Here is a 20,039-nt window from a genome sequence, read left to right on the forward strand (position 1 = left end):
CGATTGAACCCGAAAACGATCCGGCTCGCTACCCCGCAAAGCCGGGATGCCATGCGAAAGGGGTGGAAAGTTTCCCTTCCACCCCTCTTTCCGTTCCGGTGCTTTCCGGTACGACGATCTTCTCGGGCCGGGAGCCCCGGTCAGTGGTTCAGGATCTGGCTGAGGAACAGCCGCGTCCGGTCCGACTGCGGGTTGTTGAAGAACTCCTCCGGCGTGTTCTGCTCGATGATCTCGCCGCGGTCCATGAAGATCACCCGGTCGGCGACGCTCTTGGCGAAGCCCATCTCATGGGTGACGCAAAGCATCGTCATGCCGTCCTCGGCGAGGCCGATCATGACGTCCAGCACCTCCTTGACCATCTCCGGGTCGAGTGCCGAGGTCGGCTCGTCGAACAGCATGACCTTGGGGTTCATGCAGAGCGAGCGGGCGATCGCGACGCGCTGCTGCTGGCCGCCGGAGAGCTGGCCCGGATATTTGTTGGCCTGCTCGGCGATGCGCACCCGCGTCAGGTAGGTCATCGCGATTTCCTCGGCCTGGGCCTTGGGCATCTTGCGGACCCAGATCGGGGCGAGCGTGCAGTTCTCCAGCACCGTCAGGTGCGGGAACAGGTTGAAGTGCTGGAACACCATGCCGACCTCGCGCCGGACCAGCTCGATGTTCTTCAGGTTGCCGGTCAGCTCGATCCCGTCGACGATGATCTGGCCCTTCTGGTGTTCCTCCAGCCGGTTGAGGCAGCGGATCATCGTCGACTTGCCGGACCCCGACGGGCCGCAGACGACGATGCGCTCGCCCTTGGCGACGCTGAGGTTCACGTTCTTCAGGACATGGAATTCGCCATACCATTTGTGCACGCCGATGCACTTGATGATCTCCCCGCCCTCGGGGAAGTGGCGCGCGTTGCTCACGGCTTCGGCCATGGTTGTCTTACTCCCCTACGTCAGCGGCGGTGGCTGCGGTTCAGATCCCGTTCCAGCTTCTGGCTGTACTTGGACATGAAGAAACAGAAGGCCCAATAGATCAGGCCGATGAACAGGTAGGCCTCGCGGTAGAAGCCACGCCAGGCCGGATCGGTCAACGCCGCCTTCGCGGTCCCCAGCAGGTCGTAGAGGCCGATGATGATGACCAGCGAGGTGTCCTTGAAGAAGCTGATGAAGGTGTTCACCAGCGGCGGGATGGCGATGGCGAGGGCCTGCGGCAGCACCACCTTGCGCATGTTCTGCCAGTAGGACAGGCCGAGCGCGTCGCCCGCCTCGTACTGACCCTTCGGGATGGCCTGGAGGCCGCCGCGGATGGCTTCGGCCATGTAGGCGGCGGCGAACATGATGAAGGCGACCTGGGCGCGCAGAAGCTTGTCGATGGTGACGCCCGTCGGCAGGAACAGCGGGAACATCACCGACGCCATGAACAGCAGGCTGATCAGCGGCACGCCGCGGATCAGCTCGATGTAGGTGACCGAGATGACCCGGATCGCCGGCATGTCCGAGCGCCGGCCGAGCGCCAGAAGGATCGCCGCCGGGAAGGCCACGGCCAGCCCGATCACCGACAGAATGAGGGTCAGCGGCAGGCCGCCCCACAGCGCGTTCTCGACATAGGTCAGGCCGAACACCCCGCCCCACATCAGCACGGAGACGGCGGCGAGGCCCGCGGCCCAGAGCAGCGCCAGCCAGGGCTTCCAGAAGCGGCGGTCGCAGCTCGCCAGCAGCAGCGCGATGAAGATGGCGATGGTCACCAGCGGGCGCCATTGCTGGTCGTACGGGAAGGTCCCGAACATGATGAAGCGCAGCTTGTCGCCGACGAAGCCCCAGCAGGCCCCGCTGTCCGGCACGCGGCACTCCGTCGCCTGGGCGCCGAAGCCGTGGGCGCTGAAGATCAGCCAGTCGAGCAGAGGCGGGATCACGCGCATCAGCCCGCCGATGATGAGCACCGTCAGCAGCGCGTTGTACCAGGTGTTGAACAGGTTGCCGCGGAGCCAGCCGAGCAGGCCCACGCTGCTGGACGGCGGACGCTCGTCCGGCGCGCCTGCGGCGCTGTGAACATTGTCCGTCATGGCTTACCGCTCCACCAGCGCGATGCGCTTGTTGTACCAGTTCATGAAAAGCGAAATGCTGAGGCTGATCGTGAGGAAGGATCCCATGATCAGCGCCACGCCTTCGATCGACTGGCCGGTCTGGTTGATCGTCGTGTTGGCGATCGACACCAAGTCCGGATAGCCGATGGCCAGCGCCAGGGAGGTGTTCTTGGCGAGGTTCAGATACTGGCTGGTGAGCGGCGGCACGATGACGCGCAGCGCCTGAGGCAGCACGACCAGCCGCAGCGTCGGTCCCGACGGCAGGCCGAGCGCGCGCGCGGCTTCCGTCTGGCCCCAGTTGACCGCGACGATGCCGCTGCGCACGACCTCGGCGATGAAGGCGGCGGTGTAGACCGCCAGGCCCATCAGGATGGCGAAGAATTCCGGCGACACGTTCTGGCCGCCCCGGAAGTTGAAGCCGGCCAGCTCCGGGACGTCGAGCGCGGTGGGCGCGCCGCCCGCGATATAGACGGCTAGCGGAAGGCCGAGGATCACGCCGAGCGACGCCCAGCCGGCCGGGAAGGGCTGTCCCGTGCGAGCCTGCCGCGCGGCCGCCCAGCGGCGGATCACGAAGGCCAGGACGATCCCGGCGAGCAGCGCATAGCCCATGTAGGCCCAGACCGGATCCGCCGACGGCACCGGGATCCACATGCCGCGCTGCGACAGGTACACGCCCGGGAGCGGGTTCAATGCCTGGCGCACCGCCGGCATGGTCTCCGTCACCACCGCGTACCAGAAGAAGAGCTGCAGCAGCGGCGGGATGTTGCGGATCGTCTCGACATAGACCGAGGCGAGCTTCGCCACCAGCCAGTTGCTGGACAGGCGCGCGATGCCGATCAGCGTGCCGAGGATGGTGGCGATGACGATGCCGATGATCGACACCTTCAGCGTGTTCAGCACGCCGACCAGGAAGGCGCGCCCGTAGCTGTCGCTCGGCGCGTAATCGATCATGTGCTCGCCGATGCCGAAGGAGGCTTCGCGCTCGAGAAAGTCGAAGCCGGTCGCGATGGCCTGCCGGGCGAGGTTCTCCAGCGTGTTGGAGATGAGATACCAGCCGAGTGCGACGACCGCGCCGATCACCAGGATCTGGTAGACCGCGGCGCGGAAGGTCGGATCGCTGAGAGAGAAGGTGAAGCCGCCGGGCGAGGATCCGCGCCGGCTATCCTGGGCGTCGCTGGACACAGCTTTCTCCCGATCATACCCGTCGCGCGCAAGAGCGGGCGGACGCCTCCCCGACGATCCGCCGCGCCGGCCGCGCGACTTTTTCCAGACGACGGTGCGGATGCCGGCGTGGGAGCCTTGTGGTCCGGCCCCCTTCGCCGCCGCCCCGAAATGACGAGAACCGCCCGCGCCCGTAAGGGGCGGGCGGTTCTTGCCGAAAGGGCTCAGCGGAGCGGCTGAGCGTACTGCAGGCCGCCGTTGGTCCACAGGGCGTTGACGCCGCGGGCCAGCTTCAGCGGGGTGTTGGCGCCGACGTTGCGCTCGAAGATCTCGCCGTAGTTGCCCATCGTCTTGATGACGTTGTAGGCCCACTTCTCGTCGAGGCCCAGCGCCTTGCCCATGCCGGCCGAGGTGCCCAGCAGGCGCTGGACGTCCGGGTTCTGGCTGTTCAGGAACTGGTCGAGATTCTTCGAGGTGATGCCCTTCTCCTCGGCGTCGATGGTCGCGTAGACCACCCACTTCACGATGTCGTACCACTGCTCGTCGCCGTGGCGGACGGCCGGGGCGAGCGGCTCCTTGGAGATGATCTCCGGCAGGATGGTGTAGTCGGCCGGGTTCGGGGCGACCGAGGCGCGCACGCCGGCGAGGCCGGACGCGTCGGTGGTCAGCACGTCGCAGCGGCCGGCGAAGAAGGCCGCGTTGACCTCGTCCTGCGACTCGATGACGACCGGGTTGTAGGACATGTTGTTGGCGCGGAAGTAGTCCGCGAGGTTCAGCTCGGTGGTGGTGCCGGACTGCACGCAGACCGTGGCGCCGTTCAGCTCCTTGGCGCTCTTCACGCCGAGCTTGTTGCTCACCATGAAGCCCTGGCCGTCATAGAAGGTGACCGGGGCGAAGTTCAGGCCGACGGAGGTGTCGCGGGTCAGCGTCGCGGTGGTGTTGCGCGACAGCATGTCCACTTCGCCCGACTGGATGGCCGGGAAGCGCTGCTGCGCGGACAGCGGCGTGAACTTGACCTTGGTCGGGTCGTTGAAGAGGGCCACGGCGACGGCGCGGCAGTAGTCGGCGTCCAGGCCGCTCCAGTTGCCCGAGCTGTCGGGGTTGCTGAAGCCGGCCAGACCCGTGTTCACGCCGCACTGCACGAAGCCCTTGGCCTTCACGGCATCGAGCGTCGCACCGGCCTGAGCGCCGGAAACAGCGCCGATCACCATCGCAGCCGCCGCCGCGGCGAGAAGTCCCGATTTCATCGTTGTAAGCTCCACCCTGTTCTTTGCGCTCTTGATGAAAGTCGCCGGCTCCCATTGCCCCTTGCGGGACGCATACGAGCTACGCGAATTGCGCAAGAGTGCACAACAGCGTCGGCCTTGTCCAATCTTCCGTGGCAGAATTGGGTCAAGCCCATCCGCCCCTTCGGGGAGGGATCAAAGGCAAAAGTCAGAATCTTCCATGGCCTCCCCGCGTCATGGATGAGAAGCTGTCCCACAACCGTTTCGGCATTTCGGATTGTTTCATGAAAGACACAAAACCGGACACGAGGCTCGTTCACGCAGGCCTCGACCCGCACGCCAATTTCGGCATCGTGAACCCGCCGGTCTACCACTGCTCGACCGTTCTCTTCCCGACTCTGGAAGCACTGGAGGGCGCCGACCGGGCGCCGTTCGAGACGGTTCAGTACGGGCGCATGGGCACCCCGACCTCCCAGGCCTTCGAGAAGGCCGTGGCCGAGCTGGAGGGCGGGTACCGGGCGGTGAGCGCCGCCTCGGGCCTCGCCGCGATCACGACCGCGCTGCTCGCCTTCGCCAAGGCGGGCGACCACATCCTGATCACCGACAGCGCCTACGGGCCGACGCGCCGTTTCGCGAATGAAACGCTGGCCCGCTTCGGCGTGGAGGTCGAGTATTTCGACCCCGCCGTGGGTGCCGGAATCGCGGCGCTGCTGCGCCCGAACACCAGCCTGGTCTATATCGAGTCGCCCGGCTCCCTGACCTTCGAGGTGCAGGACGTCCCGGCCATCGCCGCCGCGGCCAAGGCCGCCGGCGCCAAGGTGATGATCGACAACACCTGGGCGACTCCGCTGCTGTTCCAGCCGCTGAGGCACGGGGTGGACGTGTCGATCCATTCCGCGACGAAATACATCGTGGGCCACGCCGACGCGATGCTCGGCGTCATCGTGTGCAACGAGGAGAGCTGGCTGGAGGTCAAGCGCACCGCCGTGCGCGTCGGCACCGCCGCCGGGCCGGACGACCTCTTCCTTGGCCTGCGCGGCCTGCGCACCCTGTCGGTGCGGCTGAAGCGGCACGAACAGACGGCCCTGGCGCTCGCCGACTGGCTGGCGGCTCGGCCGGAGGTCACCCGCGTCCTGCATCCGGCGCGCACCGACTTCCCCGGCCATGCCCTGTGGAAGCGTGACTTCACGGGCTCCTGCGGCCTGTTCGGCATCCTCGTGAACCAGGTGCCGAAGCCGGCCCTGGCGGCCATGCTCGACGGGCTGGAGCTGTTCGGCATGGGCTACAGCTGGGGCGGCTTCGAAAGCCTGATCCTGCCGGCGAAGCCCGCCGCGATCCGCACGGCGACCCGCTGGGAAGAGCCGGGGCTCCTGCTCCGTCTGCACGCCGGGCTGGAGGACGTGGACGATCTGATCCGCGACCTCGAGCGCGGCTTCGAGCGCATGAAGAACGCCCTTTAAAGGGCTGGTATCCCAAGCTTTTCCAGGGAGTGCATGTCATGACGGACGCACCCGCGTTCGACGCACCGTTCGAGGATGTCCTCGCCGCCATCGCCTTCAACGGGGACGGGCTGGTGCCCGCCATCGCGCAGGCCGAGGGCAGCGGCGAGATCCTGATGATGGCCTGGATGAACCGCGATTCCGTTCTGGAGACCCTGCGGACGGGCCGGGTCTGCTACTGGTCGCGGTCGCGCGGCGCCCTGTGGCGCAAGGGCGAAAGCTCCGGTCAGGTGCAGACACTGAAGGATTTCCGGATCGACTGCGACGGCGACACGCTGCTGCTGATCGTCGATCAGCAGGGGGTCGCCTGCCACACCGGCCGTCGGAGCTGCTTCTACCGGGCGGTGCGGAACGGCGCGCTGGAGACGATCCAGGAGGTCGAGACGGATCCGTCCATCCTCTACGGCAAGCACGCGCACTGACGTCCGCCGGGGCCGCCGCTTTGGATCAGGAGCGGTGGCCCCGGGCGCGCATCCAGCGCAGCACCAGCCCGATCAGCGACAACGGCACGACGACCACCGCCCCGATGAGGATGTAGGGCAGCGCCCAGCCGCCGATCCCGACGGTGAGGTCGATGACCTCCTGCACCGTTTCCCAGGTGCTCGTGAAGATCGTGGCCGGGTTGATTTCGAAGAAGGAAATCAGGAAGCCGACCACAAAACAGAGCACCAGCGTCTTGACGATCCAACCCAATGAACGACCTCTTTCGGAGAATGTGGTCGGAGACCCACGCGTCGCTGTTGAAACGTGCCCCCTGGCGGGCGGTTCCGCAAGCCGCTTCGGCGCGATGCGACCCACCGGGAGGAGGTGAGCCATGGACCGACGCCATCAGCTCTGGGCGATCGCCCATTTGTTGCTCGGCCGCTATGGAAAGAGTGCGAAACGCCAAGCCGCCGCCTACGCGGCCCTGGCGGCCCAGAAGGGCGACCGCGACTCGCAGGCCATCTGGAAGGGCGTGGCCGGCGCTCTCAGGGAGGAAGCCTCCTTGCGGCGGGATGGCGAAACGCGGGACCGGAACTGAGCGCGGCCCATTCTTCTCACAGCCGCCCTACCCTGCTTTCTTCGTTTTTTAGCAGTCTTTCCAGGCCCTTATTCGGGCTTCCTCACATCGCCGCTCAACCATCCAAACGCATGGCTTTTCGGTCACAGTTGGCTAAAATCGTGCGCATCGCACGCTGTTCCCTCGGGTGATGCCGGTGAGCAACAGCGAAGAAACAGGAGGACCGGATGCGCACCATTTCCCTTTGCTCGCCGCTGTCGGCCAGTGCGGCCGTCTATCGCGTCGCCTCACTGACCCGCAGCCTGTGCTATGTCCATCCGGTCCGTAACGCTCCGAAGAGCCGGCAGGAAATCGAGCTGGAGCTTTCCCTGCGGGAAAAGAGACAGAAAGCCTCTTGATCGGTAAAGGTGCCCTGGGGCACGGATGGAAGCAGTTTCGGGTAAACAAAACGGCCGCTGGCTGAAGCCGTTCTGCCCCCACCGCTTTCAAGGAAGCAAGGGGTCCGTCGGCATCCTTGGCCGGCCCCCTTTGGCACGCTCAATTCACTGAGCACCTTGCTGGCACGCCTAGTATCACGCCTGCCTTCCCACGAAAAACCCCGCCAACAAAGCACTCATCGTAAGCACCATGACGCGCATCGGCGTGGGGGCGAACGCGACGACGCTCATCAGGAGCAACAGCGCCAAGACCGTGGAGACGGACCCCAGACGAACCACGAGAGCCTCCATCCGCTAACAGTTCTATGGACCTGACCGGACAGCAGCATCACCGCCCGGCCAGAGGTCTTATAACCAGAGTATGGTTACCGAAGGGTTAGCGGGTGCAGGCATCATGGTTCGCGATGCCTCATGCCGTCGGCAGGCTCCTCATGACACGCGTTGCATGACATTCCCGCCGACGTGGAGGACGTATTCAGGACGGCGCAGGCTTGTCCAAAGTCTCGAAGCTGAAGAAGGCTACCGCCCGTCAGAGTGAGGCAACCGTCGCTCCTAGCACTCAAAACGCTCCCCACCCGTGTCCGACGGGCTTCCGCTCCCATGCCTCAATGCGCCGTACTCCGCTTGGAGGAGTTCCTGAGCCGCCATTGCTATGAGACGATCAGCGAATGTCCGGCTGGTATCTCATTGGAGGCTTAAATGCGCCTGATGCCCGCATGTGCTTTCACCTTTTGTGCGTTGCTCTTGGCAACCGGTGTGATCGCGGACGACAAACCGACAAGTTCCTCCAAGATGATGCTCAAGGCCCCCACAGGCGATATCGCCGCGGGCATGCAGCACGAGGTCCGCGTCATCGCGGCCTCGATGGGGCCAAAGGGCGTTACCGACTGGCACACCCATCCCTATCCAGTTACCGTGGTGGTCACCCATGGAACGATGATCATTGAAATGGAGGGCCGGGAGTCCAAAACCATCAAGGCTGGTGAAGCATGGCTAGAACCGGTGAACGTTCGTATGCGCGGCATCAACCCAAGCGAAATTGAACCAGTCTCGGGTTATCTGTTTCAGGTCAGTGAGCCTAATGCTCCATTCCTGCAGCCTGTCCATTGAAGCCGGCCATTGAAGCTTAATCTGCGTTACCGTTAAGGCTCTCTCTTGACCAATCCCGGTTCCCGTTCCATCCGCAAGCCAACAAGCGAATAAACCAAGAACGAACCGGCCAGAATAATCCTTTTCTGTGCAGTAAAGGTTCGCGACCTGTTTCGCCCTGTCGCCGTCTTGTCGACTGTGTGCGAGGCGTGCCGCACCAAGCGGGTTTTCGACCCGATGACGCTGGCACGCTCCGCAGGACCGGATGTGAAGCACAGGCAGTTATCGAAGCACCTGAAATGCAACGATCATGGAGTCAAGGGTGGCATACGGTTTGAGTTGAAGTGAATCGGTTAGGCGGAGACCTCGGCAAGAGCGGTGGAAGATAAAACCAAAGCTTTGGCCAGATCTGATCGGCGCTCAAAAATAGGCATAGTTCAGAGTATTTTGGTCGGTTACGCCGACCAGCGTTACAGTTCCACCTTGTGCGAAGGAGAGAACAACATTTCCTGAGGCGTCATAAGTGTTCGAGACGATACTGCCGGATGACACGCGCATCATATCGCCCTCAGCGTAGCGGTAATCGATAATCACGTCCGTATCCATTCCTGGAGTAAGCACGAAGACGTCCGATCCGGCGCCACCGGTTACAGTATCGTTCCCAGCCCCTCCAGTAACCCAATCATCACCCGCGCCACCGAAAATGATATCCTCCCCGGTTCCTGCCTGGATGATATCGCTGTCCAATCCACCTCTTAGGACGTCATTGCCAAGAGCGCCCTTCAAAAAATCACTGCCGAGACCGCCGTTGATGAAGTCATCGCCCTGACCTCCAGACAGGGTATCATTTGCCTGTGCACCGTAAATGCTATCATTTCCGACTGCCCCTAGCACATGATCGCTTCCTGAACCAGAGTAAATAATATCTCCATGCATCCCACCAATTATGCTATCGTTTCCCGATAGTACATCTCCCCAGGTGAGAGCTCCGGAGTTCAATTCAGCCCAAGTTGTATTTATATCAGAAATAACAATGCCAGGAGCAGCGGGGCTGCCGCCTCGGCCTATGTCATCATTTATAATCTTCACAACACCATCTATAGGGATCATACCGCCGCCAGAAAACGACCCCCAAAACTCTGCAACGAAAATTTCATTTTCATAATGACTCGACGTCCTAACATAGCTTTCCGTAACCTCGAGAACATTATGCTCTGACAGATCAATGATGTCACTTAACATGAAATCGAAGCCGACATCATAGCTGTTGCTTACTGAGACTGTTGCCACTTCCATTCTCCAGGTACGGACTTGCAATTGCTCGGAATTCTTGGATGTATTTTCTAATTAAAGGTTAACCGAATCCAAGCGGTAAGGTGGTTGTTTTCGCATTGACTCATCCACGGATCGGATAAGTGGCAAGCCAAGCGCATAAGATCTCTTTAGGCGATATTATAAGGCCATCAAACACGGTCAGGAGGCGCTTTACCTATGCTCTCACTTCGTAGCCCTTACGCTTTCAGAGCGTTTCCTGCCGGTTTCCTATCGTCTTCCACGCGCCTCGTTCCGATTGTTCGGCTCTCTCACCCAGAAACCTCCAAAAAGGATTCGTGATATGCTGCCGCCTGCCCTACCTGTCCTCCAAATTGAAGCTGGCGCGGCAAGGGCGCCCGTCCGGCGGCGGCAAGCTGGTCCCCTATGCCGAGTGCCTGATCGGCTGGGTGGAGGCGCAGGGCGACATCACCATGCCCGAACTGGCGGCCAAGCTGAAAGCCGAGTGCGGGGCACGGTTCATTCCGCCTCGCTGTCGCGCTTCCTGCTCACGCGCGGCTTCACCGTCAAAAGAAACACTGCTGGTGACCGAAGATCCTTGCGTTGGCGCTGCATCGAACCGATCATCCCGACCGAGGGCAATGAAATGCGCGACCACGCCTCTGACCGAGACGCTTATCGACAGCGCCATTGCGTGGAGCGCCTGATCAACAGGTTGAAGCAGGTTCGCCGGATCACCACGCGGCATGAGAAACACGCCGTCAACTATCTCGCCATAACCACCATCGCGGCGTTCTTTCTCTGGCTCTGAACTTGGCAGACACGCCCGCGGCGGCACCACGTAACAGACTGTCGCAAGGGTGACGGACTGACCCCAACTGCCCTCACGTACACAAGAGAGCCCGTATCGTTATCGGTCGGGCTCTTTTCGTACACCGCGAAAAGGAGAAGCTATCACCACCTCGCCTCTCGTTTCGCTTGCCTCGCCATGACATCACACCGCCCACAAAAAGTGTGGAGAATGGTTCAGCGAAAACTCTAAAACCTACTACTATAACAGTTTAAGCGCTGATCAAGAGCGGTGGCGACCCCAGCAGGAGGAGAAGCCATCCCCCCACGCACCCCTTGATATCCTTGATTTCTACCGTTTTCTGAAGATAACGTGTGTGGGAAACGTGTGTGGAACGGGGTTGCTATGTACCTGGAGAAGCGCCGCCAACGATGGTACGCGTTACATGACATTCCCTCTGACGTACAGGGCGTACTAGGTCGGCGAAGGTTCGTCCAAAGCCTTGAGACCGAGGATAAGGCTACCGCCCGCCAGCGTGCAGCAATCCTGGAGGCTCAGTGGCTCTCAGAGATCTCAAAGGCGCGTAAGGGCTCCACCGATCCCATTGAGGAGGACGCCCTGTTCTGGCGCAAGATCCTGGAGAATGCCCCTACGCATGAACGGGGCGTCATTCGGCATCGCATCATGCACAAGGCCCGCCGGATCGCACGAGTGCATGATGGGGAGAACCCTGAGGACACCGGTACCGAGCCTCACGACCAGGCCGCACGGTTCATAGGGATCGCTACAGGGCAACTCACGCGGCTCGATGAGCATCTGGAGGAGTATCTCCGAACCCTCAACAACGAAGCCAAGACCGTTGATATGAAGCGGGCAACGGTCCAGCGGTTCGCTGAGGAGTTCCCATACCTCCAGGATGTTCAGCGAAAAACCGTTCAGCGGTGGGTGAACAAGCTTGGCGAAGGTGGGAAGGCTGTCGCCACCATCCGTCGTTCTCTGTCGGAGCTAAGAGGATATTGGGCTTACCTGACCTCCATCGAAGCTGTGTCGGAGAATGCTCTCCCCTTCGAAAAGCTCTCTATGCCCAAGGCATCGAAAAAAGAGAATGGTTCGGATGACCGCCAGCCCTTCACCGCTGAGGAGGTCGTGAAGCTCCTCAACGCTGCCGTAGAGAAGAACGACAAGCCTCTTGCCGACCTCATCCGACTCGGGATGTGGACCGGAGCCCGGATCGAGGAGCTATGCGCACTGAAGGTCGATAAGGTCGCGCATGACGTGATCGCTATCGAGGACGCCAAGACCGCCGCTGGTTGGCGCAAGGTCCCTGTCCACTCGAAGCTCAAGCCGACAATGGATCGGCTTTTAGGATCGAGTGAGGATGGGTACGTCCTATCCGGCCTAACGCCCAACAAGTACGGGGACCGCAGCAACGCCATAGGAAAGCGGTTTGGGCGGCTGAAGGCGGCTCTCGGGTTCGGAGAGGCTCACGTTTACCACTCCCTCCGGAAGACCGTAGCGACCCTATTGGAGGACGCGGGAGTGCCTGAGAACGTGTCGGCTGACATCCTGGGGCACGACAAGCCCACGATGACGTATGGGCTCTACTCAGGTGGAACGTCTATCGATACAAAGCGCAAGGCACTGGAGTTGATTGGGTATCCCAGCTAATAGGGGCGGGGGCGCGGGCGTCATTCGTTCCGCCACTTCCCAGCTACCCTCGTAGCCCCTACGTCCTCAGAACGCCTCCTGCCCGTGCCTGAGGGGCTTGCAGCCCCGGCCAATGATCCTTAACCCCCTCCCTTGACCGCACCCGGTTCCCGCTCCATCCTCATCCCCATGAGTGAACGAACCAAGAACGGGCCAGCCAAGATCATCCCCTTCTATGCAGTGAGGGTTGGAGATCTGTTTCGCCCTGTCGCGGTCCTATCCGCTGTGTGCGAGGCGTGCCACACCATGCGGGATATCGATCCGATGACGCTGGCACGCTCTGCGGGACCCGACGTGACCCTTAGAGAGCTATCCAAGCACCTGAAGTGCAACGAGTGTGGGGCTAAGGGAGGCGTGCGGTTTGAGCTTAAATGGATCAGTGAGCAAGGTGCATGAGCGTCCCTCACACCACGATGATACGCGCGTTTCGTTATGTGCAGCTCTTGCATTCTCCCACCGCTTGTAGTTACCTCCTCGCGAGATGGGAGGTGCGCATGTATGGGCCAATTTTAGCGAAATCGGCGAAGAAGGAGCAGTTCAGCGTTGCTTTTTTGCATGCCGTGGCAACCTACGCAGACCTCATCGTCGGTAATCTTGCAGTCGACAATGACAGCATCGATTGCATCATTCATGCAAAAGGGAAGATAGGAGAGACATCATCTCCGTTTTTAGGCGTACAGTTAAAATGCACATCTCAAAATATACACTACGGCCGGGAAATTCGTTACCCAATTCCCGTAAACAACTATGATGATCTTCGGGACGTAGCATCCCATATACCGCGAATTCTGATTGTCCTCGCACTTCCGCATCATCCGGCTCCCTGGCTGCATCAAAATTCAAACGGATTGACCTTAATGCGGTGTGCTTATTGGAAGTGCCTGACGGGGCTTCCCGCATTGACCAATACCGATAATGTGACGATCCGTATACCTACGAAGAAACGCCTGACACCCAGATCGTTACGCGCCATCATGGGGCGCATTGGGAGGAAGGAGCCGTTATGATGAATCGGTTTCCGGATCGTCACAGCCTTGAGTCGCTGGACGCAAGCTCCATTGAAATTTACCTGCGCTCGAAGGAGTGGCAGAAGGATAACTCGTCAGATGGCTTCCTTGTGCCATGGCGCAAAAGCATTGACGGCGATGATATCAAGGTGTTCGTTCCGAGTCATGAGGGCGACAAGAACTATCCCTTTTTCGTAGAGCGTATCATTGACACTCTTTCTCTTGTTGAGTCGAGAGATGCTAACTTCGTTTATGAAGATCTCTTAGGGACTGAAGCGGATGTACTCACCCTCAGACGCGAAACTCCGATAGGGGCCCAGACGATCCCGCTCACTGATGGTTTAGCTCTGGTACGCGATGGATTCGATGCACTAACATTCTCAGCTTCCGCAGAGGTGATGCGTAAGGCTGTTTATCAATCCAGGCAAAAGAAGGAAGTTTCTAGCTATTTGGAAAGCTTGAGGCTAGGGCACACAAGAGAAGGTAGCTTCATATTTGCAATTCAATCACCCGTCCCATCGCTTAGGACAGCGACCGATCTGAACCAATTCTTTGACGAGCGTCCAGGCGATAGTATCGAGCCTTTTTCGAGGCGGGTAACAAAACGTTTCTGTGTAGCTGTTGAAAGTGCGTTGTCAGTCGCTCGACAGGGAACAATATCGGATTTCTCTGAGGTCGTTCGAGATGGCGTTAGTGCAAATCTTTGCTCAGCACTTGCCAATTTATCAGGCGCTGGGGGCGATGGCGAGATCGGATTAGATCTCAATTGGGCAGCGGGGCGTCCGATGAGAGACGATATAAAGAGCAACTTTACTTTGCTTAGGAGCGATAAAGCATTGTTCGAGGATGCTGCCAACTTCCTACGTGCAAATGCAGACGAGCCTGACGCCGTAATTCAGGGTTATGTTGTATCACTTAAAAGGGAACCACGCAGCGATGTTGGTCGCGTTGTTGTACTCGACATTGCCTCTGAAAGCCCGAGAAAAGTCCAAGTTGCGCTTCTTGGCGCTGAGTACGATATAGCTGTGGAGGCTCATGGCGACGGCAAAGAGATTCAATGCCGTGGAAACATCGAAAAGAATGGACGAAGAAGCGTCATAGAACGTCCTATTGAATTTGCAATAATCTACTGATGCCACTGCCCGAGAACTGGATTGATGTCAGCACCGCTGACATCACGAATGACGATCCCATCCATATTCATGCTCTCTGGCTTGCTATCAGCAAGCTGGGTACAGGGCCACATTCGCGAGAGGCCATGTACGCACGCACGCAGACGCGCGTTCCCCCGTGCCACCCCTAACGACCTCCAGGGGTCACGAGCGAGGGCGGGCGGGGGTGCCTTCCCTGCCCTGCCGACCAGCCTTCAGCCCTCCTCAGTCTTGCACGTTGATCGGACCGCATTCCTGAATGAGACACGAGTCAGGCAAGGCAAATGGTTAATCGCCTGGGGCGACCCACTATATATAGTATAGGAATGCAAATAATCTCAGGGCATCCCGTAAGTCATTGATCTGACTCGGATTGAAAGTCGCACAAGGGCAATTATGGAAAGTCGGGGTGCTTTTGCCTGAGACTGGAGTCCGCACCCTAATCCTATGCGATGCTACTCATCTCTGACCTAGCTCCGCACGGGATCGGCGGCTCGATGCTGCCACGAGTGACGAGCGATGCCAAGCGAGGGACGCATGAGGCCGAGCCGAGGGGCTGAGGGTTCGCGTCCAGACTGAAGCAGCACGATCTAATTCAACACTGATATTTGTGTGCTTATGGCCTTCCCTGGCATCCTTTCAGTCCCTCGCACGTCCTCCTACGTACACCCTGCGACACCACATCAGGTATGCCATAACGACGATACGACACCTTATCTGGTATGCCATTTATTCCGCCCTATCACCCGAGAAACCGAGTATCGGGGAACCTTAGTCGTCATGTTTCCTGGGTGTGAGGTCCTTAGCTGAGATGCTAGGGACCTCTCATTTTTTGGCATATGAACAGCATAATTCCCGCTCGTCGCTCGACCAGTACCGATTATTCGGACCTATGCGAGAGAGGGGGACATTACGATAAACATATAGTGTCTCGTAACGTCTCTCGTACCGTCCTACTCATAAGTAGAATACATAACATAATCTCTTACGTATCGTCATACGTAAGACTCTTAAGTCACTCTTAAGCCGTCGTATGTGAAGCCCTTAGGGCATTTCCCAATTCCTGTTCCCTCTATCTTGGTCGGATCTCACGCCTAACGGCGTGTGGTCGGCTGTCATCATTGGGACCTTGCGACTCTCAGCCGTATCCGCCGTACTCTCTGTTGATTGGATCTCCTCATGCCGAAGAAGAACAAGCGCGTCTGCTTCATCCTCCGTACCGATCTTGAACCCGATATTGAGATCATCCGCACCCTAGTGCGTAATCAGGGCTCCAATGGAAGTCTATCCGATGTGATCCGTTATGCCCTGCGAAAGACGGCGAACGCCATCGAAGGTCGCCCTCTTTGATCGGCTTCCATTTCATCAACCCGACCTCCGGTAATATCTGGTCGGTCATTGCCCAGCCCTCCGAGCGAGCGGACGCATATCTTGTCGGAAACAAGAACGACAGCTCCCTGAAGGCTATCGGTTACACGGACGGTTTCCCGTTCCGTTTCATTCCTGGAACCTACCGCGACCTATGCACTCGTGGTTTCGGAAACACTAACACGGACGCGCTTATAGTCGAAGGCCAGCTTTGCCTTTCCGACATTCTACCCTGATAAGGAACAACCATGTTCAATTTTCAGTACCAGTCTCTTTCAGGAGACCTCTACACCGTTTCCATTCGCTCGGACGACAGCCTGACCGCCCATGTTATTGGCCAGTTTGTTGGCGGTAAGTGGTCAATGAATAGCAGTCTTTGTTCCTTGCGTGAATCGCCGCGCGTTACATCATCGGTTAAGGCTGGAACGTATTCAAAGCTGCAAACTGGTGAGTTGCTGGAAAGCCGTCTCCATTATGACGCGATCCTGTTCAACGATCAGCCTCTCTCCTCGCTTCTTGCATAATCACTCCACAATAGATTCAGGAACTATCATGACTGATACCGTTACTCCGACCGCTACCGTCACGGTCTCGCAAGCCACCGCTACGTCCCACACCGTCCAGCCCATTGCTGCTGTCCGTGACTCGACCGGTGTCCTTGCGTCCGCTCGCTCGCACGATGGCGGGCTGGTTATGAAGGCACTCGCTCCCACTGACCGGGTCACGGTTCAGGGTGTCGAGATGACCCTGGAACAGGCGGAATCCCGTGGCTTTGTCCGTCGTGGCCCCGATGGTCAGTACCAGGACGCCTCCCACGAGGAGATCGCAAAGCGTGTCGATGAGCGCTACGCCAAGGAGCAGCCGGAGGACGATCTTTCGGAGGCTCTGGAGGTCGATAACATCGCGTCAGAGACCTTCTCCAACTGGAGTGGAGCCATCAAGAGCATCGGAGCCAATCCCGTCGCCGTCCTGGGTGAGGTCGTTATGAACCCCGACCGCATCCCTGAGGCCCTTCAGATGCTCGCCAAGAGTCACGGCATTCCCTTTTCCAAGGTTCAGGAAGATATCCGGTACCAAGCGGCATCGGTAGAGGATGCGGTTAACCGCTATGTTGCCGGTTTCGGTGCTACCGACTCCGACGGGTTCTGGGCGTACGTCAACGCCAACGTTCCAAAGATGGACCTTGCCAGCATCTTCACACGGGCTCTGTTCCTCGGTGACGCATCGGGCTTCAAGGACCTCGCCCACCGGTACGTCTACAGCAAGCCATCTGCCGACATCCCGACCGTAAAGGTCAACGTGGGTGGTCGTGAGACCAAGACCGACATCATCACGGCGCGGCGCATGGGACTGCGGATCGGCTAAGGCCCCGCCTCTCTCCTTCCTGAACTGACGACATTCACGCGGGGCGGCCTTTGGGTCGCCCTTCGTGTTTCTGGAGACCCTGATTTGTGAGCAAGACCGTACCGCCCCGCTCAACGGGGCTGAAGCTACCTCCCGCCTATGAGGCAAGACTCGGCCAGCCCCGCACCTGTAGCGAATGCGGAGAAACCAAGCCCATCGAGTGGAGGAGCTACCGCCCGAACAAAAGTGAGCCTGACGGGGTCTCCCGCCGCTGCATGTCCTGTGCTGGCCGAGCAGGGGCTGAGAAGGCGAAGGCTCGTGGCGTTGAGAGGGGTCGTCCTCCCAAAGGCGACTACGTGTCCATCTACGGCGCGCCCGACCACCCCCGTGGCTGGCCTGACCAGAAGAACGAGTGGCGGGAGTTCGACCGTGTTTTGGAGGAGCGGGTTACCAGGCTCTACGCGATCGCTGAGGACCCTAAGGCAGACCAGGAACGGGCTGAACTCATCGAACTCCTGAAGCGGGTCACTCGTGTCGCTGGTGACCCCGCTGGGGGCGGCGAGATGAAGGACGAGCGGGCGGCGTTCGTGAACTTCTGCCAAGTCCTCAAGCCCGTCATGGGGGGATGGGAAGATTGGGGTCCCATTCACGAGGACATTCTTGACGCCCTCCTCAGCAAGGACCCGAACGTTGTCCTTCTCGCGTCCCGTGGCTCCGCGAAAAGCACCATCACGTCCATGTTTGTGTCTTGGCGGCTCTGGCGGAACCCGCTGGAAGTCGTGTTGGTCGTGTCGTCTGCCGAGAGCCATGCCAAACGTATGCTGAAGGCGGTGCGAGGGTTTCTGGACGGCTGTCCCTTGCTGGAGGAACTCCGCCCCGATGACGAACAATTAGACAGTGCGTTTCAGCTAGAGGTCGCCCCGGCGAAGGGCAAGCTGGGAATGTCCATCTCCCTCACCTGTCGCGGGATCGGCTCCCAGATCACCGGTCTCCGTGCCACGCTCATCATTGGGGACGATATCGAGACGCCGAAGGACGGCACTCCGGAGGCCGTCGATAAGCTGGAGGAAGCCCTTTCGGAGTTGGAGTTCATCGCCAGCCCTGGCGCTCAGAAGAAGATGCTGGGAACGCCCCAGTCCACGTTCTCCCTCTATGGCCGCCTTAAGCGGTCGGAAGCTTGGACCGTGTTCCAGGCGTGCATCTTCACCAGCGACATCATCGACGGTGAGGAGGTCTTCGAGTCCCGCTGGCCCGCTCGTTTCTCTCCCGAGAACATCGCGCAGACCCGGAAGACGGTCACCAAGCAACTGTTCGCCCTGCATTACCGTCTGGATCTCTCCGACACCGTCACCAAGGAACAGCCCCTCAAGCTGTGTGAGTTGCCGGTCATCGACTGGCCCTCACTGAACCCGCAAGCTCCTATCGAAATCACTGGGGGTGGTCCCGCCCTTGTCGGCCTTCCTCGTGGGTCTACACAGGACGGCGATGAGTGGCACGGTGTGGGTTCCGTGTCGCCGGACCTCGCTCCCTATACCCAGATCGTTGCGGCGGTAGATCCCGCATCTGGCCTGAGTGGTCGTGACGCTATCGGCCTGTCCATCGTGGGAGTGACGGCGGGTGGCCGCGCCGTGATCCGGGTGGCTACGGGGGTTCGAGGCGTCTCCGTTCAGGACGCTATCGAGCGAACCGCTTCCCTCATCGCCCAGTATGGCACGAACAAGCTGGTGATTGAGGAGAGCAAGGCCAGCACGTTCGGCATGGTCTTGATGAACGCCCTCCAGGCTCGCGGGTGGCCCCTCATTCCCGAGAAGCGGAACACCGGCAACGCCACCAAGGGACGGCGCATCATCGAAGCCATCAGCCCGGCTCTGGGCTCTGGAAAGCTCTACATCTGCCGCGACGTTCTGACCTCTGAGACGGGTCCGGAGTTCGTCAATCAGTACACCGGCATCGCTTACGACGGTCGGAAGCTGAAGAACGACGACATCATCGACGCCCTGGCCTACTGCCTTGCCGAGATCGGTCCTGTCCTATCCGCGGATTCCTCTCAGTTTGTCGCTGGGGCACGGGTGAACGTCGATGAACTCCGGAGGCTCCCCCTGCGCCGTCAGGTCCTTGGGGAGGAGGAGTTGGAGTTGTTCGCTGAGGTCGATGAGAACGAGATCTCGATACGTCTCCAACTTGATCGAGCCCTTGAGCAGCAACGCACCGACCAGCGTTACGGCCAGACCGATCCGACCCTCCAGCACCGAATCGACCACCTGACTCGTGAGCTTGCCAAGTTCACCACGGGATATCTGGGCCAACTTAGCAATCAAGCTCGCTTGGCCCGTGATATTCACCTAAACCGCTATGAAGTGAGAAAGCAATGAGCAATAACAACGATAGTTCTAACGATTTCTACGCCAGAATGAGGCGACAAGATCGAAGGGTGAAAGACCAAGAAGATCTCTCTGATATGTATGACGAGGGTAAGGCAATTTACATCTCTGGCGTGGGATACGTCTCAAAGCGTCGGAAAGCCTTTGGGAACGAGGACTGATGTATCCGGTTGTTGCCAATCCGAAGAATGGCGGACTGACCAATGTCCTCCGCGCGCTTTACCGGAACACCAATCCCAAGACGCGCGCCGATTTCGACCAGGAAATAGCCATCCATATTCCGCCAATGCGCTTCAACAAACAAGAGATTGAGGCTTCATCAGCCATCGTCTGGAGTGAAGCCCTTAGCAATCTGCAAACATGCGGCTCGTAAGGGCCGCTTCTTTTCATTTAAGGACAGCGAATGAGCCTGACTAAGGTGACGCGGCGGGTTCTCGCTGCGCTTAAACTGGGACTATCCGGAATTTCGTGCTCGGCGGGGGCGATTTCAGTTTCAGGCGCTCATGGCCTTTGTGAACCGCTCACCGAACATGACGGCC

The 20,039-nt window shown here is 59.7% G+C and carries 19 protein-coding genes and 1 pseudogene; 14 read left to right on the top strand and 6 right to left on the bottom strand.

Translation table 11 applies throughout. The features are described 5' to 3' along the window. Positions 1 to 140: 140 nt before the first annotated feature. The 4 genes from JUB11_RS28880 to JUB11_RS28895 form a co-directional block, all read right to left on the bottom strand. Positions 141 to 917, bottom strand: coding sequence for an amino acid ABC transporter ATP-binding protein (locus JUB11_RS28880; protein ID WP_207462262.1), 777 nt, complete (start codon positions 915 to 917; stop codon positions 141 to 143). Positions 918 to 937: 20 nt separating this feature from the next. Further along, entirely contained in the window at positions 938 to 2,047 is a 1,110-nt protein-coding gene (locus JUB11_RS28885) for an amino acid ABC transporter permease (RefSeq protein ID WP_207462263.1), read from the bottom strand. A 3-nt stretch (positions 2,048 to 2,050) separates the two neighbouring features. Further along, a complete protein-coding gene (locus tag JUB11_RS28890; protein ID WP_207462264.1) occupies positions 2,051 to 3,250 on the bottom strand; it encodes an ABC transporter permease subunit in 1,200 nt (399 codons plus the stop codon). Positions 3,251 to 3,453: 203 nt separating this feature from the next. Then, positions 3,454 to 4,476, bottom strand: a complete 1,023-nt coding sequence (locus JUB11_RS28895) for an amino acid ABC transporter substrate-binding protein (RefSeq protein ID WP_207462265.1) — start codon at positions 4,474 to 4,476, stop codon at positions 3,454 to 3,456. Between the two features lie 263 nt (positions 4,477 to 4,739). On the opposite strand from JUB11_RS28895, the gene metC reads away from it, so the two are divergent. Both metC and hisI read left to right on the top strand, forming a co-directional pair. Then, positions 4,740 to 5,915 (top strand): cystathionine beta-lyase, encoded by a 1,176-nt coding sequence (metC, locus tag JUB11_RS28900; protein WP_207462266.1) that lies wholly within the window; start codon positions 4,740 to 4,742, stop codon positions 5,913 to 5,915. 38 nt (positions 5,916 to 5,953) lie between these two features. Continuing rightward, positions 5,954 to 6,376 carry a phosphoribosyl-AMP cyclohydrolase gene (gene hisI, locus JUB11_RS28905; protein ID WP_207462267.1) on the top strand — a complete coding sequence of 141 codons (423 nt, stop codon included), beginning with the start codon at positions 5,954 to 5,956 and terminating at the stop codon, positions 6,374 to 6,376. Positions 6,377 to 6,401: 25 nt separating this feature from the next. On the opposite strand, the gene JUB11_RS28910 is transcribed toward hisI, so the two are convergent. Beyond that, positions 6,402 to 6,647 (bottom strand): hypothetical protein, encoded by a 246-nt coding sequence (locus JUB11_RS28910; RefSeq protein ID WP_207462268.1) that lies wholly within the window; start codon positions 6,645 to 6,647, stop codon positions 6,402 to 6,404. Between the two features lie 121 nt (positions 6,648 to 6,768). Between JUB11_RS28910 and JUB11_RS28915 the strand changes: the two genes are divergently transcribed. From JUB11_RS28915 to JUB11_RS28925, 3 genes are all read left to right on the top strand, one after another. After that, a complete protein-coding gene (locus tag JUB11_RS28915; protein ID WP_207462269.1) occupies positions 6,769 to 6,975 on the top strand; it encodes a hypothetical protein in 207 nt (68 codons plus the stop codon). Between the two features lie 206 nt (positions 6,976 to 7,181). Further along, positions 7,182 to 7,352, top strand: coding sequence for a hypothetical protein (locus JUB11_RS28920; protein WP_207462270.1), 171 nt, complete (start codon positions 7,182 to 7,184; stop codon positions 7,350 to 7,352). A 738-nt stretch (positions 7,353 to 8,090) separates the two neighbouring features. After that, positions 8,091 to 8,501, top strand: a complete 411-nt coding sequence (locus JUB11_RS28925; RefSeq protein ID WP_207462271.1) for a hypothetical protein — start codon at positions 8,091 to 8,093, stop codon at positions 8,499 to 8,501. 399 nt (positions 8,502 to 8,900) lie between these two features. Here the strand turns inward: JUB11_RS28925 and JUB11_RS33460 are convergent, their stop codons facing one another. Then, the gene (locus JUB11_RS33460; protein ID WP_207462272.1) at positions 8,901 to 9,770 is read right to left on the bottom strand and encodes a calcium-binding protein; all 870 of its coding nucleotides are present in this window, start codon (positions 9,768 to 9,770) and stop codon (positions 8,901 to 8,903) included. Between the two features lie 646 nt (positions 9,771 to 10,416). Here JUB11_RS33460 and JUB11_RS33055 point away from each other — a divergent pair. The 9 genes and pseudogenes from JUB11_RS33055 to JUB11_RS28975 form a co-directional block, all read left to right on the top strand. After that, a pseudogene (locus tag JUB11_RS33055) lies at positions 10,417 to 10,563 on the top strand (IS5/IS1182 family transposase); the annotation flags it as partial. A gap of 384 nt (positions 10,564 to 10,947) precedes the next feature. Next, positions 10,948 to 12,210, top strand: a complete 1,263-nt coding sequence (locus JUB11_RS28940) for a tyrosine-type recombinase/integrase (protein WP_207462274.1) — start codon at positions 10,948 to 10,950, stop codon at positions 12,208 to 12,210. Positions 12,211 to 12,743: 533 nt separating this feature from the next. Continuing rightward, complete coding sequence (locus tag JUB11_RS28945; RefSeq protein WP_207462275.1) at positions 12,744 to 13,256, top strand: DUF4365 domain-containing protein; 513 nt, start codon at positions 12,744 to 12,746, stop codon at positions 13,254 to 13,256. Continuing rightward, positions 13,253 to 14,389, top strand: a complete 1,137-nt coding sequence (locus JUB11_RS28950; RefSeq protein WP_207462276.1) for a hypothetical protein — start codon at positions 13,253 to 13,255, stop codon at positions 14,387 to 14,389. Before JUB11_RS28945 ends, JUB11_RS28950 begins: the two co-directional genes overlap by 4 nt. A gap of 1,197 nt (positions 14,390 to 15,586) precedes the next feature. Continuing rightward, positions 15,587 to 15,757: a hypothetical protein gene (locus JUB11_RS28955; protein ID WP_207462277.1), complete on the top strand. Its 171-nt coding sequence runs from the start codon at positions 15,587 to 15,589 to the stop codon at positions 15,755 to 15,757. A gap of 266 nt (positions 15,758 to 16,023) precedes the next feature. Continuing rightward, positions 16,024 to 16,299: a hypothetical protein gene (locus JUB11_RS28960; protein ID WP_207462278.1), complete on the top strand. Its 276-nt coding sequence runs from the start codon at positions 16,024 to 16,026 to the stop codon at positions 16,297 to 16,299. 28 nt (positions 16,300 to 16,327) lie between these two features. Then, positions 16,328 to 17,140: a hypothetical protein gene (locus JUB11_RS28965; RefSeq protein WP_207462279.1), complete on the top strand. Its 813-nt coding sequence runs from the start codon at positions 16,328 to 16,330 to the stop codon at positions 17,138 to 17,140. A 335-nt stretch (positions 17,141 to 17,475) separates the two neighbouring features. Continuing rightward, positions 17,476 to 19,491 carry a phage terminase large subunit gene (gene terL / locus JUB11_RS28970; protein WP_207462280.1) on the top strand — a complete coding sequence of 672 codons (2,016 nt, stop codon included), beginning with the start codon at positions 17,476 to 17,478 and terminating at the stop codon, positions 19,489 to 19,491. Positions 19,492 to 19,660: 169 nt separating this feature from the next. Continuing rightward, on the top strand, positions 19,661 to 19,873 hold the full coding sequence (locus JUB11_RS28975) for a hypothetical protein (protein WP_207462281.1): 213 nt from the start codon (positions 19,661 to 19,663) through the stop codon (positions 19,871 to 19,873). Positions 19,874 to 20,039: the final 166 nt, after the last annotated feature.

Origin of the sequence: Azospirillum sp. SYSU D00513, from assembly GCF_017356015.1 — a bacterium.
GTDB lineage: Bacteria > Pseudomonadota > Alphaproteobacteria > Azospirillales > Azospirillaceae > Azospirillum.